General features: G+C 49.7%; 16 protein-coding genes. 6 read left to right on the top strand and 10 right to left on the bottom strand.

Annotated elements, in window-relative coordinates; translation table 11 throughout:
- Position 1 precedes the first annotated feature (1 nt).
- The 4 genes from EHT87_RS03370 to EHT87_RS03355 form a co-directional block, all read right to left on the bottom strand.
- Positions 2-529: a (2Fe-2S)-binding protein gene (locus EHT87_RS03370; RefSeq protein WP_124903849.1), complete on the bottom strand. Its 528-nt coding sequence runs from the start codon at positions 527-529 to the stop codon at positions 2-4.
- Positions 530-594: 65 nt separating this feature from the next.
- The gene (locus EHT87_RS03365) at positions 595-1,194 is read right to left on the bottom strand and encodes a hypothetical protein (protein ID WP_124903847.1); all 600 of its coding nucleotides are present in this window, start codon (positions 1,192-1,194) and stop codon (positions 595-597) included.
- Positions 1,195-1,206: 12 nt separating this feature from the next.
- Positions 1,207-1,626 carry a hypothetical protein gene (locus EHT87_RS03360; protein WP_124903845.1) on the bottom strand — a complete coding sequence of 140 codons (420 nt, stop codon included), beginning with the start codon at positions 1,624-1,626 and terminating at the stop codon, positions 1,207-1,209.
- Positions 1,623-2,189: an RNA polymerase sigma factor gene (locus EHT87_RS03355; protein ID WP_124903843.1), complete on the bottom strand. Its 567-nt coding sequence runs from the start codon at positions 2,187-2,189 to the stop codon at positions 1,623-1,625. Before EHT87_RS03355 ends, EHT87_RS03360 begins: the two co-directional genes overlap by 4 nt.
- Before the next feature lie 176 nt (positions 2,190-2,365).
- Here EHT87_RS03355 and EHT87_RS03350 point away from each other — a divergent pair, with 176 nt between their 5' ends.
- On the top strand, positions 2,366-2,707 hold the full coding sequence (locus EHT87_RS03350) for a DUF6249 domain-containing protein (RefSeq protein WP_124903841.1): 342 nt from the start codon (positions 2,366-2,368) through the stop codon (positions 2,705-2,707).
- A gap of 183 nt (positions 2,708-2,890) precedes the next feature.
- Entirely contained in the window at positions 2,891-3,745 is an 855-nt protein-coding gene (locus EHT87_RS03345) for an endonuclease/exonuclease/phosphatase family protein (protein WP_124903839.1), read from the top strand.
- Positions 3,746-3,898: 153 nt separating this feature from the next.
- Here the strand turns inward: EHT87_RS03345 and corA are convergent, their stop codons facing one another.
- Both corA and EHT87_RS03335 read right to left on the bottom strand, forming a co-directional pair.
- The gene (corA, locus tag EHT87_RS03340; protein WP_124903837.1) at positions 3,899-4,849 is read right to left on the bottom strand and encodes a magnesium/cobalt transporter CorA; all 951 of its coding nucleotides are present in this window, start codon (positions 4,847-4,849) and stop codon (positions 3,899-3,901) included.
- Positions 4,850-4,877: 28 nt separating this feature from the next.
- The gene (locus tag EHT87_RS03335; protein WP_124903835.1) at positions 4,878-6,608 is read right to left on the bottom strand and encodes a serine hydrolase; all 1,731 of its coding nucleotides are present in this window, start codon (positions 6,606-6,608) and stop codon (positions 4,878-4,880) included.
- A gap of 210 nt (positions 6,609-6,818) precedes the next feature.
- Between EHT87_RS03335 and EHT87_RS03330 the strand changes: the two genes are divergently transcribed.
- From EHT87_RS03330 to EHT87_RS03315, 4 genes are all read left to right on the top strand, one after another.
- Positions 6,819-7,724 (top strand): helix-turn-helix domain-containing protein, encoded by a 906-nt coding sequence (locus tag EHT87_RS03330; protein WP_124903833.1) that lies wholly within the window; start codon positions 6,819-6,821, stop codon positions 7,722-7,724.
- A gap of 100 nt (positions 7,725-7,824) precedes the next feature.
- Positions 7,825-8,589 (top strand): SDR family oxidoreductase, encoded by a 765-nt coding sequence (locus EHT87_RS03325; protein ID WP_124903831.1) that lies wholly within the window; start codon positions 7,825-7,827, stop codon positions 8,587-8,589.
- Positions 8,590-8,846: 257 nt separating this feature from the next.
- Positions 8,847-9,740, top strand: coding sequence for an AraC family transcriptional regulator (locus EHT87_RS03320; RefSeq protein ID WP_124903829.1), 894 nt, complete (start codon positions 8,847-8,849; stop codon positions 9,738-9,740).
- 86 nt (positions 9,741-9,826) lie between these two features.
- Positions 9,827-10,564 carry an SDR family oxidoreductase gene (locus EHT87_RS03315; protein ID WP_124903827.1) on the top strand — a complete coding sequence of 246 codons (738 nt, stop codon included), beginning with the start codon at positions 9,827-9,829 and terminating at the stop codon, positions 10,562-10,564.
- Between the two features lie 130 nt (positions 10,565-10,694).
- On the opposite strand, the gene EHT87_RS03310 is transcribed toward EHT87_RS03315, so the two are convergent.
- The 4 genes from EHT87_RS03310 to bla all read right to left on the bottom strand — a co-directional run bounded on the left by EHT87_RS03310 (position 10,695) and on the right by bla (position 13,268).
- Positions 10,695-11,018, bottom strand: coding sequence for a hypothetical protein (locus tag EHT87_RS03310; protein ID WP_229320816.1), 324 nt, complete (start codon positions 11,016-11,018; stop codon positions 10,695-10,697).
- Positions 11,019-11,207: 189 nt separating this feature from the next.
- A complete protein-coding gene (locus tag EHT87_RS03305) occupies positions 11,208-11,549 on the bottom strand; it encodes a nuclear transport factor 2 family protein (RefSeq protein WP_124903823.1) in 342 nt (113 codons plus the stop codon).
- Between the two features lie 154 nt (positions 11,550-11,703).
- Positions 11,704-12,465 (bottom strand): type I methionyl aminopeptidase, encoded by a 762-nt coding sequence (map, locus tag EHT87_RS03300; RefSeq protein WP_124903821.1) that lies wholly within the window; start codon positions 12,463-12,465, stop codon positions 11,704-11,706.
- Positions 12,466-12,530: 65 nt separating this feature from the next.
- Complete coding sequence (gene bla / locus EHT87_RS03295) at positions 12,531-13,268, bottom strand: BlaB/IND/MUS family subclass B1 metallo-beta-lactamase (protein ID WP_124903819.1); 738 nt, start codon at positions 13,266-13,268, stop codon at positions 12,531-12,533.
- Positions 13,269-13,354 lie beyond the last annotated feature (86 nt).

Below are 13,354 nucleotides of genomic sequence, written 5' to 3'. Positions count from 1 at the left end.
GTCAGGATTTGGGTTCGATGTGCATGACCTCCCGAATGGCATCGACAATGTGGGGATAGGCCCCGCAACGGCAGAGGTTGCCACTCATCAATTCGCGAATGTCGTCAATGGTTTTAGCCTGGCCTTCATTCATCAGGCCCACGGCGGAGCAGATCTGACCCGGTGTGCAGTAGCCACATTGGTAAGCGTCGTGTTCGACAAAAGCGGTTTGGAGCGGATGCAGGCCGTTTTCGGCCGCTAATCCTTCGATGGTCGTGATGTCGGAGTCTTCCTTCATGACGGCCAGCGTCAGGCAGGAGTTGATCCGTTTGCCATCGACCAGAACCGTACAGGCTCCGCACTGGCCATGATCGCAGCCTTTTTTGGTGCCGGTCAGGTGCAAATATTCCCGCAGCGCATCGAGCAACGTGGTCCAGGGAGCCAGTTCAAGATGGTGAACGGTGCCATTGATGGTCAGCTTGATGGCCTGTTTTTGCGGCAGTGATGGCGCCAGATCCGCACGGGTTTCGGGAGATAGGGTCGTTTGCATAGTGAGTTTCTCATAACGGAATTCTATACAAAGCCCGAGGTCAATCTAAATGTTGGGAAACGGTTCTAATACTTAGCCTCCGGCCTTACTTCAACGCTACCCGGCGTTAACGTTCCGGACAGCCAGCGAAACAGACCGTATTCAAAAACCAGCGTGAATGGAATTACCGTCAGATTTTTAAGGAAAAAAACCACCGGCATTTCGGAAGCCGATTCGTGTACCCACCCTGCTAATTTTAAATATCCCAGCAGGGCCGTCTGATTGGCGACGAATCCGTTGAGCCGGTTCATTCCGTAGGCAATCAGACTGAATACCAGCAGATTCCAGAGCAAAACCGGCCAGTACTGCCGGAGGGTCGATCGAAAAGTCCGGCCGAGTTGACGCCATTTTTCACGGGTATACCGAAAAATACCGACCATTTTCCAGAAGCCATTTCCAAGATTACCCTGACCGATAATGAGTAGAAGGGTCAGAACCCGTGCCAGCTCGACGACAATTTCCAAAACGATCGAGAATGTTGGTGAAATGGGACCGAAAATACGCATCTGAATCGCGCGGCCCAAAGCGGCAAAGAGCATCCAGAATGAAATCTGTCCGAAATACCGCCACCAGAATTGGAAGGCCCACACCAGAATACCGGTGGTCAAACGGGGTCGATTTGCCATTTTCTACAGAACTTAAGGATTCAGTTTACGCTTCACAAACCGGCGGTCGGCCCATTGGATCAGTACCAGCAGCAGCAGGATGAACAAGGCCGGGAATTTGACAACATCGAGTGCCCGAAACGTTTCCATTAAATCGGGATTTCGGAAAACCGCCTGCATCGCCAGCGCAGCGAGTGGCATGAGCAAGAGGCAAAACCCAAGCACGGCATAGGCCCTGCGCTCCCGGCGAACGACGTCACTTTTTTGAATTTGCCGGACAACCGCTGCCGAAAAACCGTAACTCAACCCAACCGGGGGCTCCGTCGAAAGTTCGTCGAAAATCTGCTGGTACAACCTCAGCTTTTCGTCTGTTTCCGGGCTTAGTGGTTTCTGTCCAAGGCGGTTCTGCTCATCCAGCCAGGCTTGCAGTTCGTCATCATTTTCTTCTTTCATCGCCACTGTTCGCTATTTTTATACCGCAGCAAGGCTTCTTTCAATAGTTTTCGCGCCCTGAACAGGTAGTTTTTTACGGTTCCTTCGGGCAATCCAGTTGCCTGTCCTATTTCTTCATACGACAGCTCTTCCAAATGATACAGCGTCAGAATGGTCCGGTATTGTACCGGCAACTTGTCAATTTGCGCGTGTAAAAACGCTTTCCAATCCTGATGCATCAGCATTTCCTCCGGATTTGCCAGACCGGAATTCGGCAATTCTTCCGGCCCCTGTTCGGAAAAACCACTCACGGGCTCCCGACTCGTTTTCTTGATGTAATTGATCGCCGTCCGGTACGCAATCGAGGCAATCCAGGTCGATAGCTTCGAACCGAACTTATAGTCGGGCAAATGCCTGTATACTTTGATAAAAACCTCCTGACAAACGTCTTCGATATCTTCGGATTGGTGAACGATCCGGCCAACCATGTGCAGCACCAGACGCTGATACCGTTCCACCAGCGTTTGATAGGCCCGAACGTCGCCCAGTATAATCCGGCGAACCAATCCCTCTTCGTCGTTCATCGCAGCATTAGACAGCGGTCGTTTGTGGAATGTTGCAGAATGAATGATGGATTATGAATGATGAACGATGAATTGGCCTCGCCGTTAACATTCATCGTTCATCATTCATAATCCATCATTCATTCTGCAACATTCGTTGCCTTTTGCTTGTCTCATGAGCAAAAATCTAAAAAAGTATGCAAGAACAATACGGGGTGCAGGGTGCTATTGTCATTTTAGCCATTGCGTTCGGCATTTATCTGATTATGAAACCATTTACCCGGTATTTATTGCGTCGGCGGCTGATGGAACTTGGGCAATGGAATGAAGAAAGTCTGCGGCAGGTCGGTGACGAAACCGAACTTCCATCCGACAATTTGAAGTGGGGCCTGGTGCTGCTGTTTTTCGGTTTAGGACTGATTCTCGTGGCTTTCCTGCCTTATTCCTACGATTCCAGTTTGCCCTATGGTGTTGTGGCCGTATCAACCGCCATCGGTTTTTTGATCTATTACGGTATCGTCATGAGTCGAAAATCCTGATCCGATCCCTATTTTAATCCCCGGATGGAACTGATTTTTCTCCATTTCCCGGCTATGCGGCTTTGAAAATTGCCGTTTGAAAAGACGTTGCCGGATAGCCATTTCCGAAATATAATCCGGTTTGGTTGGTTTTCCGGCGGGCGACGGCTTACTTCGTCGCGATCAAACCAAATCCACGACCCCATGCGACTGGGATTCTTATTCCTCAGTGTGTTCAGTATTTTTTCGGGTGCTTCGGCCCAATCGGTTTCCCGGTTTCCGCTCAACGTGCTGACATTTAACATCCGCTACAACAACCCGCAGGATGGACTGAATGCCTGGCCAAACCGCAAGGAAATGGCGGCTAAGGTGTTTACGGATTACCAGGTCGATTTTGCCGGATTGCAGGAAGCCCTGGCGGGGCAGATTGCCGATTTGCAGGACCAATTGCCCGGTTACGGCTGGGTTGGGGTGGGTCGCGATGACGGCAAACAACAGGGTGAGTTTTCGCCGATTTTCTACAACAAACAGAAATTCGAGGTGCTGAAACAGGGCACCTTCTGGCTTTCCGAAACCCCCGAAGTCCCCGGCAGTAAATCCTGGGATGCGGCTTTACCGCGGGTGGCGACGTATGCGGTTTTTCAGGACAAACGCAATGAAAGTCAGATCTTTGTGATCAACACCCACTTCGATCACATCAGCGAAACCGCCCGGCAAAACAGTGCGAAGTTGCTCATTCGCAAAATCAAAGAATTGAGTAATGACCTTCCGGTGGTCCTGACCGGCGATTTTAACACGCCCGACGCGTCGCCGTCCATCAAGACCTTGACCAGCGACCCGACTTTTAAACTCACCAACTCGGAAAGCCTGTCGGAGAGCCCGCACACCGGCGGCAGCAGCACCTTCAACAACTTCAGAACCGACCAGCGCGGCCCGGTCATCGACTTCATTTTCGTCGGCCCGGATGTAGAGGTAAAACGCCACGATTACCTGCCGATCCTGAAAGACACGGTCTTCATTTCCGATCACTGGCCGGTATTGAGCCGCCTTTCCTTTTAGAGTTCAGAATTAAAAGTTAAGAGTTAAAAGTTAAGACGGGGCGGCATCGGCCGTCCGACGACGGGGCGGTTGGTTGACACAGTTACTGAAAAGACTATCCTATCCTAACCATTAACTCTTAACTTTTAATTCTGAACTCCTAATTCTAACTCCCTAAAGCCAGTTTTTCCGCCTGAAAATCAGCAGGGTAACCAGCGACGACAGCACAATGGAAGCCAGCGCAATCGGGTAGCCCAACTGCCAGCTTAGCTCCGGCATATTGGCGAAGTTCATGCCCCAAATGCTCGCCAGCAAAGTCGGTGGCAGAAAAACCAGCGATACCACGGTGAAGATCTTGACGATGCGGTTTTGTTCGAGGTCGATTAAACCGAGGTAGGTATTTTGCAGAAATTCCAGCCGTTCGAAAATAAAATTCGTGTGGTCGATCAGGGAGTTGATGTCTTTGATCAGAGTCCGGAGCCGCTGTTGTTCCTCGTCGGTAAACCAGCCGTCGCTGCGAATCATGGAGGTGATTACGCGTTGTTTATCGACCACATTCTCCCGAATCGACATCGTTAGTTCCTGATAATCATTGATTTTCAAGAGCATTTCGCGATCCAGATTGGCGTCGATGTCCAACTGCCGGTTGATGGTTTTAATCTCCAGCGAAACCACCTCGATCAAGTCGGCGTCGTAGTCGATGCGGCTTTCAAAGATGGTGATCAGGATCTGGGCACCATCGCTGAACATTGACCGGCGCGATTTGATCCGCTTTACGGTATCGGCAAACGACTTCAGATCGGCATTCCGGTACGTAAACAGCGTATCGTCTTTGAGCATAAAGCTGACCGGCACCGTCACGTACATCTGCTCTTTGTCGGGCACCATGAAATTGGAGTTCGCAATCAGAAAGTCGTCTTCTTCGATATAGCGCGAGCTGCTTTCGATCTCGGATTGCTCCTGCTGCGACTGAAAATTCACGTCAAATTTATCCTCCACGCTTTTGGTTTCTTCGCGCGTAGGGTTCTGTAAATCAACCCAGAGGGTGCGTTCGGTATCGGAAAAGGAATCAATATCCCGAACCTTCCGAACGGCGGCTTCATCTTGTTGAAATATGCGAATCATGACTACGGTTCTTCTCTAAAACTGCCAACTAAGGAACGCGTTTACCCGGAACATCCTGCCCATTTTGGTGGAGAATAAGCTTCGTCACCTGCCCCTTTTCATCTGTCACAAAGGTTACCTGGGCGGGGACCACTTTAAGGTAAAATTTGGTTTCCGATTCCGGAAAAAGCTCAAACCGGTTCTGGCCGGTCGCCTGGCCGAAAAGTTGCGTATCCGTGCGGGTCACCGTGATGCTGAAAGTCGGCGCCAACTCGTATTTACCGACGTATTTTTCCAGAATTTCGGCCGATACCGTGACGTCTTTTACACCTTCCACTTTTTCGCCCAGACCCTTCAATACATCGATGCCGTTGGTGTTGAGGGGATTCAGTTCGACCGATTTTTTATAATCCTTGATCGCCAGCTCTTTATCGCCCTTTTTCAGATAAGCCTCACCCCGGCTGTCATACACATTGGACGAATTTGGAAATGCTTCCGCATTCAGGTTGAAAACCGCCAGTGCTTCTTTTATTTTTTCTTCCGCCAGCAGTTCGTATCCCAATGCATTCATTTCGTCCTCATTCAACCAATACGCTTTATCCGTTTTCAAAACGGCAAACTGCTGAACGGCTTTTTCGAGAGATGCGGTCGTAAGCGTCTGCCGGAACGCCGTGGCGATGGATTTTTTTGGTTTCTCGTAGGGCTGGTCGTAAAGAATGTTCAGGATGCTAGCCTGCATGGCTCCCAAAACCGTTCCTCCCGTATTATTGAGCAGAATTATCGTGTGTTTATCGGTGGGAATTCGGGTAAACTGGGTGTTGAATCCATTGATGCCTCCGCCGTGGGAAATGAGCAGAACGCTGTCTTTCCGCTGCCCGATTTTGGCCTTGCCGACCCCCCAGCCGTAAGCGTAATTTGCCTGAAATGGCGTAAACAGCGCCTTTTTGGAAGCCGCTGACAGCATTTTATCGGTATACAAAACCTGATCCCAGCGGTATAAATCCTCCACCGTCGAATAAAGCGAACCGGCCGCGTAGGGAATCGTCATGTCCAGATAAGGCGCATTGACGTAGCCGCCCCCTTTTTTCTCGTAGGCGGCCGCCCGCTTCGGCAGAATCGGGCCGGGCATGTCATAGCCGGTGTCTTTCAATTGCGCGGGCGTCAGAATGGACTCTTGTAAAACCGTCGCGTACGGTTTTCCGGTTAGTTTTTCGATCAGGACGCCCAGCAAAAAATACCCCGAATTACTGTACGAAAATTTGGTGCCGGGTTCAAAATCCAGCGGCTTATCCGAAAACTGTTTCACGAACGCTTCGGGTGTGTACGGATTACGGCTCATCGTTTCAAAGAATTTGGGAAAAGCCGTGTAGTTCGAAATACCGGAGGTGTGCGTCAGCAAATGGTGGACGGTAATTTTATCACCAGTCGCTTTGGGATAATCCGGCAGATAGGTCGTGATTTTCTCGTTGACGTTCAACTTGCCCTGATCGACCAGCTGCATAATCAGGAAAGCCGTGAACTGCTTGGTGACCGAACCCAGCCGGAATTTGGTATCGGGCGTATTCGGAATGTTCCATTCCATATTGGCCAGTCCGTACCCTTTCTTGACAATCACTTTTCCATTTTCGGCCACCAGCACGGTGCCGTTGAACTGTTTATTTTCCGAATACTGGCGCATCAGCGCATCAATTTTTTCGGCTTTGGTCTGGGCGTAGGCACCCTGTGCGAGCAGGATAGCGACGAAAAGTCCAAAAATCTGTTTGGTAAACCGGGGGTTCATACGTTTGCTGGATGAGGTTTTTGATTGAGAGGAAGTTTTCTGCGTAAGCGATTGCCAAATCTACTCCTTTCTGCTTGAATTTGACAGGATTGGTGAGCGGACGGTAACGCTCATTCCGGAAAGAACCGCTGGGTGAAGACGTCGATTTTTTTGACCATACCGATTCCAGTCAAAATTACGTACATTTGAATTTCGCAAACCGGCTCGCGTATGGAAATTACCACACTGGAAAATTTTTACAGGGAAACGGCGTCTCTGATCCCGGAAGGCATCAGCAAAGAGATCGGCCATTTCAACGTTTTCAAGATTGACGAGATTGCCGCTCAGTTCAGAGCGAAGCAGGTGATGCCCTACAACCGGCGGGCGTATTACAAAATCAGCCACATCAGCGGCCGGAATAAGGCCGAATATGCGGACAAAGTGATTGATATTGAAAAGAATGCCCTGCTGTTTGCCACCCCGAAAATACCGTATCACTGGGTGCCGCAGGACGAAAACCAGTTCGGCCACTTCTGCATTTTTACGGCCGATTTTCTGGTTCAGACCAAAAGCGGGGTGATACTGGACGATCTTCCGATCTTTCAGCCGGGCGGGTACCCCATCTTCCAGCTAACCGACGAAGCTTCCGAAGACATCGCCTATATTTTCCGGAAAATGTATAAGGAGCTGGCATCCAATTATGCCTTTAAATACGATTTGCTGCGGAATTATGTCCTGGAGTTGATTCATTACGGACAAAAATTGCAGCCCGAAACCGCCCTGTATCCATCCCATACGGCCACGGCCCGGGTATCTTCCCTGTTTATCGAACTGCTGGAACGGCAGTTTCCGATCGAGTCTCCGCATCAGAAACTCAGCCTGCGAACGGCCCGGGATTATGCCGAGCGGCTGGCGGTTCACGTCAATCACCTGAATAAAGTACTGAAAGAAAGCACCGGCAAAACCACCACCGACATCATCAGCAGCCGCATTGTTCAGGAAGCCAAGATCCTTCTGAAACAAACCGACTGGAACATTTCTGAAATTGCGTATTCGCTGGGTTTCGAGCAGGTGGCGCACTTCTCAAATTTTTTCAAAAAACAGACTTCCTTCACCCCCATCGCCTTCCGTTCGTGAACGCCTGATTTGAATTTTGCAAACATTGGATTGATGTTCGCAAACAGCGATCCCGCCCTGCGATCTACCTTTGTGCCATCAAATTAACCGAAATACAACGATGGAATCTCAAAGTAAAATCGCATTCGTAACCGGCGGTAGCCGCGGATTGGGTAAAAATATGGCCCTGCGTCTGGCCCAAAAAGGAATCGACGTAGTCCTGACGTATAACAGCAATAAAGAAGAGGCTCTGGCCGTCGTGGCCGAGATCGAAAAAACCGGTCAGAAAGCCGCGGCTCTGCAGCTCAATACCGGTGAGGTGAAAAGTTTCGACGGCTTTTTTGCCGAATTAACGACCGTATTGCACGATACGTTTGCAACCGACCGCTTCGACTTTCTAATCAACAACGCGGGCATTGGCCTCTACGGCTCGTTTGCCGAAACCACGGAAGAAGCGTTCGATCAATTGATGAACATTCATTTCAAAGGCGTTTATTTCCTCACCCAGAAAGCCCTGCCCCTGATCAACGACGGCGGGCGGATTATCAACCTGTCTACGGGCCTGGCCCGGTTCAGCTTGCCCGGCTATTCTGCGTATGCTTCCATGAAAGGGGCCATCGAAGTGTTGACCCGGTATCTGGCAAAAGAGTTGGGCGCGCGCGGCATTGCGGTCAACACCCTGGCACCGGGTGCCATCGAAACCGATTTTGGTGGTGGTACGACCCGCGACAATCAGCAGGTGAATCAGCACATTGCCAGTGTAACGGCATTGGGCCGCGCCGGCTTACCGGATGATATCGGCGGGGTCGTGGCCTTTCTCTGTACCGAAGAGGCCCGCTGGATCAACGCCCAGCGCATTGAAGTTTCGGGTGGTCAGAATCTGTGAGCAGATGGGTAGACCTGGAACATCCGCTAAAGAAACGGGGTTGATAGAAAGGGATTTTAAATGTTAATGAGTGTTGCTGTTTAAGGATAGGAACGCGGATAAAACAGATTAGACAGATTTTCGCTGATTATAATCCGTTTTGATCCGTTCAATCCGGTTCATCCGCGTTCCTATCCAAAATTTAAACCAGCTTCATCTTTATTATTTCCCCGTTAAGATTCCTATCTAATACACCCTTTCTATCGAGCAATATTTCCATGTATTCCATCAAACCCGAATTTGAAATTCCCCGGTATCCGCTGGAGCAAATGGGCCGTTTGGCCAACCCGATGCTTCAGATTGTGGAGGGGACCGGGCAGATGCTCGAGCATAAGGACGATATTTTAACGCCCCATCGAAAGGACTATTATTTCCTGGTGTATATCAAAACCGGCCGGACCCGCCACTGGATCGACATGACGCCGTATACGATAAAACCGCAAACGTTTTATTTTACCGTTCCCCACCAGATTCTTTTGAAGGAAGAACTTGCCCCCCTGCACGGTACGCTCATTGCCTTTACGGAGGAATTCCTGGCACTCGACGATAACCAATTGCTCAAAAAACTACCCCTGATTCAGAATCCGCAAAACGGTCATGAGCTGATCCTGAGCGCGCGGGATGTCGAATTTATAGAAGAAACCCTGGACAAAATTACCCGCGAATACCACCAGCCAAGCGACTGGGGCAATGAGATGGTGTCGTCCTATTTGCGGGTTTTGCTCATCTATTTAAGCCGGTTGTATACCGAACAGTTTACGACGGAGGACCGCATTATCGACCGGCAGCTGGTGAAACGGTTTCAGAATCTGGTGGAAGCCCGTTTCACAGAACTGCATCAGGTGGCTGATTACGCCGATTTGATGCATCTTTCGGCCGGTCATCTGAGCGAAACGATTAAAGTACAAAGCGGAAAAACCGCCATCGAACACATCCACGAACGGCTGGTGCTGGAAGCCAAACGACTGCTTTTCCACAGCGATCAGTCGGTGAAAGAAATTACCGCGCAACTCGGGTTTGAGGATGCGTCCTACTTCAACCGGTTCTTTAAGCGCCTGACGGACCAGACGCCGGTGGGCTACCGAACCACCATCCGTGAAATGTACCATTGAAACCGAAAACCGTACAGGGATTCATCGATTCGGCCGCCGTACGTTTGTGATGTACAAATCAAACACGGTTTACCGCATCAGACTCTATGAAAAAAGTACTCATTACCGGTGCCAACAAAAGCATCGGACTGGAAACCGCCCGTCAACTTCTCCGCGACGGCTATTACGTGTACCTGGGAAGCCGGGATGTTGAAAAGGGCCAAAAGGCCGTTGAAAGTTTAGTGGCGGAAGGACTCGATCAGGTCGAACTCCTCAAAATCGATGTCAGTGATCCGGAATCGGTGAAAGCTGCCCGGCAGGAACTCGGCCGGAAAACCGATGTTCTGGATGTTCTGATCAACAACGCGGGCATCAGCGGGGCCTTCCCCCAACCGGCTACCTCGGCGGACCTGGCCATGATCCGGCAGGTTTTCGACACCAATTTTTTCGGTGTCATTCAGGTTACCCAGGCTTTCCTGGATTTGCTCGAAAAATCAGAAGCTCCCCGCATCGTCAACGTCACTTCGGGTCTGGGTTCATTGACCTTACACAGTGATCCTACGTGGAAATACTACGGCGTTAAAGGAGCCGCTTACGGCCCTTCCAAAACCGCCCTGAATGCCTATACCGTCGTGCTGGCGTATGAACTGCGTGACACGCCGTTCAAAGTCAACGCCGTCGATCCGGGCTACACGGCCACGGATTTTAACCACCACAGCGGGCCGGGAACCGTTGAAGATGCTGCCAGTCTGGTGGTTAAATATGCGATACTGGACGAAAACGGACCAACCGGCGGATTTTTTAGCACGGATAATGATCCGGTTTCGGGGGTGAGTCCGTGGTAAAAGAATGATGAATAATGAATGTAAAAGTGCGGTACGTTTGACTCTGCACTTTTATATTCATCATTCAACTGCAATCAATTTGGCCTTCGCCACGAAAGTTCTGCCAGCAGGTCTCCGGTTATTTTTTGTTCTAGCGTTTTTGGGTTGGCCAATACGCTTTATACGTCAGAAACACCCCTAAAAGAATCAACAGTACTTCAAAGACCAGAGTCGAGGTACCGTTGTCAAAGTTGTTTTTGTAAGATTGCGGATAAAACATCCGGATCAGGCCCAACAGCATACCCAACCACCCGGTGATCGTTACGGTGGTTTGCCATCCCAGTACCCAAACCGGATGATTACGGACAATTGACAAGCCTGCCACAAACAGGAGAACACCGGATAAATAAACCAGCGGCACAATCTGCTCATCATAAAGCGTTGGGTTCCAAAGTTTCAGTTCGGATACCACCATAACCAGCAAGGTTGGACCCACTAAACCGGCAATAGATCTTGATTTTTCCAATTTCTATATCGTCTATTCTGTGCAGTTGTAGCGTTATTTCGCGGAGTTAAAAGGAGAACAGAAGAGTTAAGCGGAGGGGATTAAAAACTCATCTTTTCTCCGCTCAACTCCGCGAAATAATTTAGAGTATTCTACTTTCTACGGTTTAATGACAAACGCTTTCAATTCGTCCATTTTACCGTCACGGAATCGCCAGACGTCGCAGTATTCATAGAGAGCGGTTTTTCCGTCGTCATCCTTCAGACTGATAGTTCCGATGGCCGTAACAAAATCACCCTCGGCAATGAAGTGCTCGACCCTGAATTTTGGAGGCTCCGCATAGGCCGTTGTCATCCATTGCCGAACGGCTTGCTTCCCTTGCAGGGTCGTGTCGCCGACAAAGATCCATTTCGTCTCCTCCGTGCAATGAGCCAGAAACCCTTCGTGGTCGCCCTGGGTAATGGCCGCGTTGGCCTTTTCTAAAATTGCTTTATTTGTCATCCTGTGGATATTTGTTGATTTAAAAGGAGATAGGAACGCTGATTTAGCGGATCGAACTGATTTTACTGATTACTATCCGTTCAAAATGGGCTCCAATCTTACCTAATGTGCGTTAGGTTTCGGCCTGAATTACCGCCGTCCGGTTTGGGCTTTCCTACCAGATTTCATTCATTTCGGTCAGCACCAGCGGTTTTCCATCCGTAACCACAATCGTATGCTCGTGTTGCGCCATAAAACCGCCCTTATTGCCAACCATGGTCCAGCCGTCGTTCAGGGTTTCGGCATAGGTGGAGGTCGTTGAAATGAAGGTTTCAATGGCAACGACCGAATTTTTCTTGAACCGCGTCGCATTCGAACGGTCCCGGTAATTCGCTATTTCGCGGGGTTCTTCGTGCAGGCTTCTTCCGATTCCGTGCCCCGTCAGGTTTTTGATGACTTTGTAGCCCCGTTTTTTGGCTTCCGTTTCGATCAGATGGCCGATGTCGGCAATACGAACCCCGCCTTTGATGGTATAGATGGCTTTCTGTAAAATCTGCCGGGAAGCGTCGATTAAGTTCTGGTGCCGGTTGATGTCCTGACCCAGCACAAAGGAGCCGCCGTTGTCGGACCAGAACCCGTTCAGCTCGGCCGAAACATCGATGTTCACTAAATCGCCTTCCTGAAGGATGGTATTGTCAGACGGAAGGCCATGGCAAAACGCATTGTTCACGCTGATGCAGGTGCACCCCGGAAAGTTGTAGGTTAAATTCGGAGCCGATTTGGCCCCAAAATCAGCGAGGATGGCGGCTCCGTAGTCGTCGAGCTGTTTGGTGGTCATACCGGGTTGCGCATAATTTCGCATGGCCTTTAAGGCGTACGCAACGGCCTCACTGGCTTTTTGCATTCCGGTTAATTCCGCTTCTCTGGTAATTGACATAGTCGTTTCAGGAGTTTGTTGGCTTGTTGGATTTCAACGGTCTGCCCACCGTCGCCAAACCGGTGTTAACGGTGGTTTTTCTTTTTAAGTTCTTTGGCCATCCGAAGTGAATGTTTCAATGAATTAATGTCTTTCCAATCACTGTGCGCTACAATAATGAATTTCGGATTGGGGTATTTTTTCTGAACTCTTTTCAGCGTAGATGCATATTCGGCGGTATTTCCATCGCCCAAAAACCCTAAATCTTTCGCATCAACGCCTTTTATCAGGCATCCCCCGAAGAGGATTTTTTCTTTATCAAACCAGATCACAATGTTGTCTTCCGTATGGGCTGGCCCGGGAAAATAGGTTGCAAAGGAATAGGGCCCGACCTGGAAAACGGTATCTTTTGTCATTAAAAATTCAGCCCTCTTTTTATTGTTTTTTTTGCTTAACTCATCAGTCAGAACCGTCGTATAGGTTTTTATTCCCTGTTGCCGGTAGTAGTCAAGTCCAGCCGTTTTGTCGCTATGCCAATGCGTTGCAAAACACATGATTACTTGTTTATTATGCCTGACTTTGATGCTGTCAAGCAAGGGCTGAAACTGGGTTGTGTCCCAGGGTGTATCGAACATCACAACCCCCTGATTCGTCACAAGGTACATCCCGTTTGCTGGCACGCGGGAGTCTTCGTACGTGTTGTAGGTTGTATAAATGTAAAAGTCGCCGGTGAGGTGAGCGATTTTAAGTTTTTCGTTTTCGGCCTGTCCAAAAACAGGGCTCATCGAAAACAGAAAAGCGATGGTCAAGATAACGGTCCGCATAAGGCTTTAAAAATGATTGGATGATGGTCGGTAAACGTACTACGATCGGGAAACCAGACGAAGGTTTGGCTGATTTCCATCGGCCC

Origin of the sequence: Larkinella knui, assembly GCF_003858645.1 — a bacterium.
Lineage (GTDB): Bacteria > Bacteroidota > Bacteroidia > Cytophagales > Spirosomataceae > Larkinella > Larkinella knui.
Note: the sequence above shows the minus strand (reverse complement) of the source record. Positions and strands in the feature narration are given on the sequence as shown.

Coding starts and splice junctions, on each gene's coding strand:
- EHT87_RS03315 (WP_124903827.1), top strand. CDS start 9,827: ATGAAAAAAGTACTCATTACCGGTGCCAACAAAAGCATCGGACTGGAA.
- EHT87_RS03330 (WP_124903833.1), top strand. CDS start 6,819: ATGGAAATTACCACACTGGAAAATTTTTACAGGGAAACGGCGTCTCTG.
- corA (WP_124903837.1), bottom strand. CDS start 4,849: ATGATTCGCATATTTCAACAAGATGAAGCCGCCGTTCGGAAGGTTCGG.
- EHT87_RS03320 (WP_124903829.1), top strand. CDS start 8,847: ATGTATTCCATCAAACCCGAATTTGAAATTCCCCGGTATCCGCTGGAG.
- EHT87_RS03365 (WP_124903847.1), bottom strand. CDS start 1,194: ATGGCAAATCGACCCCGTTTGACCACCGGTATTCTGGTGTGGGCCTTC.
- map (WP_124903821.1), bottom strand. CDS start 12,465: ATGTCAATTACCAGAGAAGCGGAATTAACCGGAATGCAAAAAGCCAGT.
- EHT87_RS03370 (WP_124903849.1), bottom strand. CDS start 529: ATGCAAACGACCCTATCTCCCGAAACCCGTGCGGATCTGGCGCCATCA.
- EHT87_RS03355 (WP_124903843.1), bottom strand. CDS start 2,189: ATGAACGACGAAGAGGGATTGGTTCGCCGGATTATACTGGGCGACGTT.
- EHT87_RS03325 (WP_124903831.1), top strand. CDS start 7,825: ATGGAATCTCAAAGTAAAATCGCATTCGTAACCGGCGGTAGCCGCGGA.
- EHT87_RS03310 (WP_229320816.1), bottom strand. CDS start 11,018: ATGGTGGTATCCGAACTGAAACTTTGGAACCCAACGCTTTATGATGAG.
- EHT87_RS03305 (WP_124903823.1), bottom strand. CDS start 11,549: ATGACAAATAAAGCAATTTTAGAAAAGGCCAACGCGGCCATTACCCAG.
- bla (WP_124903819.1), bottom strand. CDS start 13,268: ATGCGGACCGTTATCTTGACCATCGCTTTTCTGTTTTCGATGAGCCCT.
- EHT87_RS03360 (WP_124903845.1), bottom strand. CDS start 1,626: ATGAAAGAAGAAAATGATGACGAACTGCAAGCCTGGCTGGATGAGCAG.
- EHT87_RS03345 (WP_124903839.1), top strand. CDS start 2,891: ATGCGACTGGGATTCTTATTCCTCAGTGTGTTCAGTATTTTTTCGGGT.
- EHT87_RS03335 (WP_124903835.1), bottom strand. CDS start 6,608: ATGAACCCCCGGTTTACCAAACAGATTTTTGGACTTTTCGTCGCTATC.
- EHT87_RS03350 (WP_124903841.1), top strand. CDS start 2,366: ATGCAAGAACAATACGGGGTGCAGGGTGCTATTGTCATTTTAGCCATT.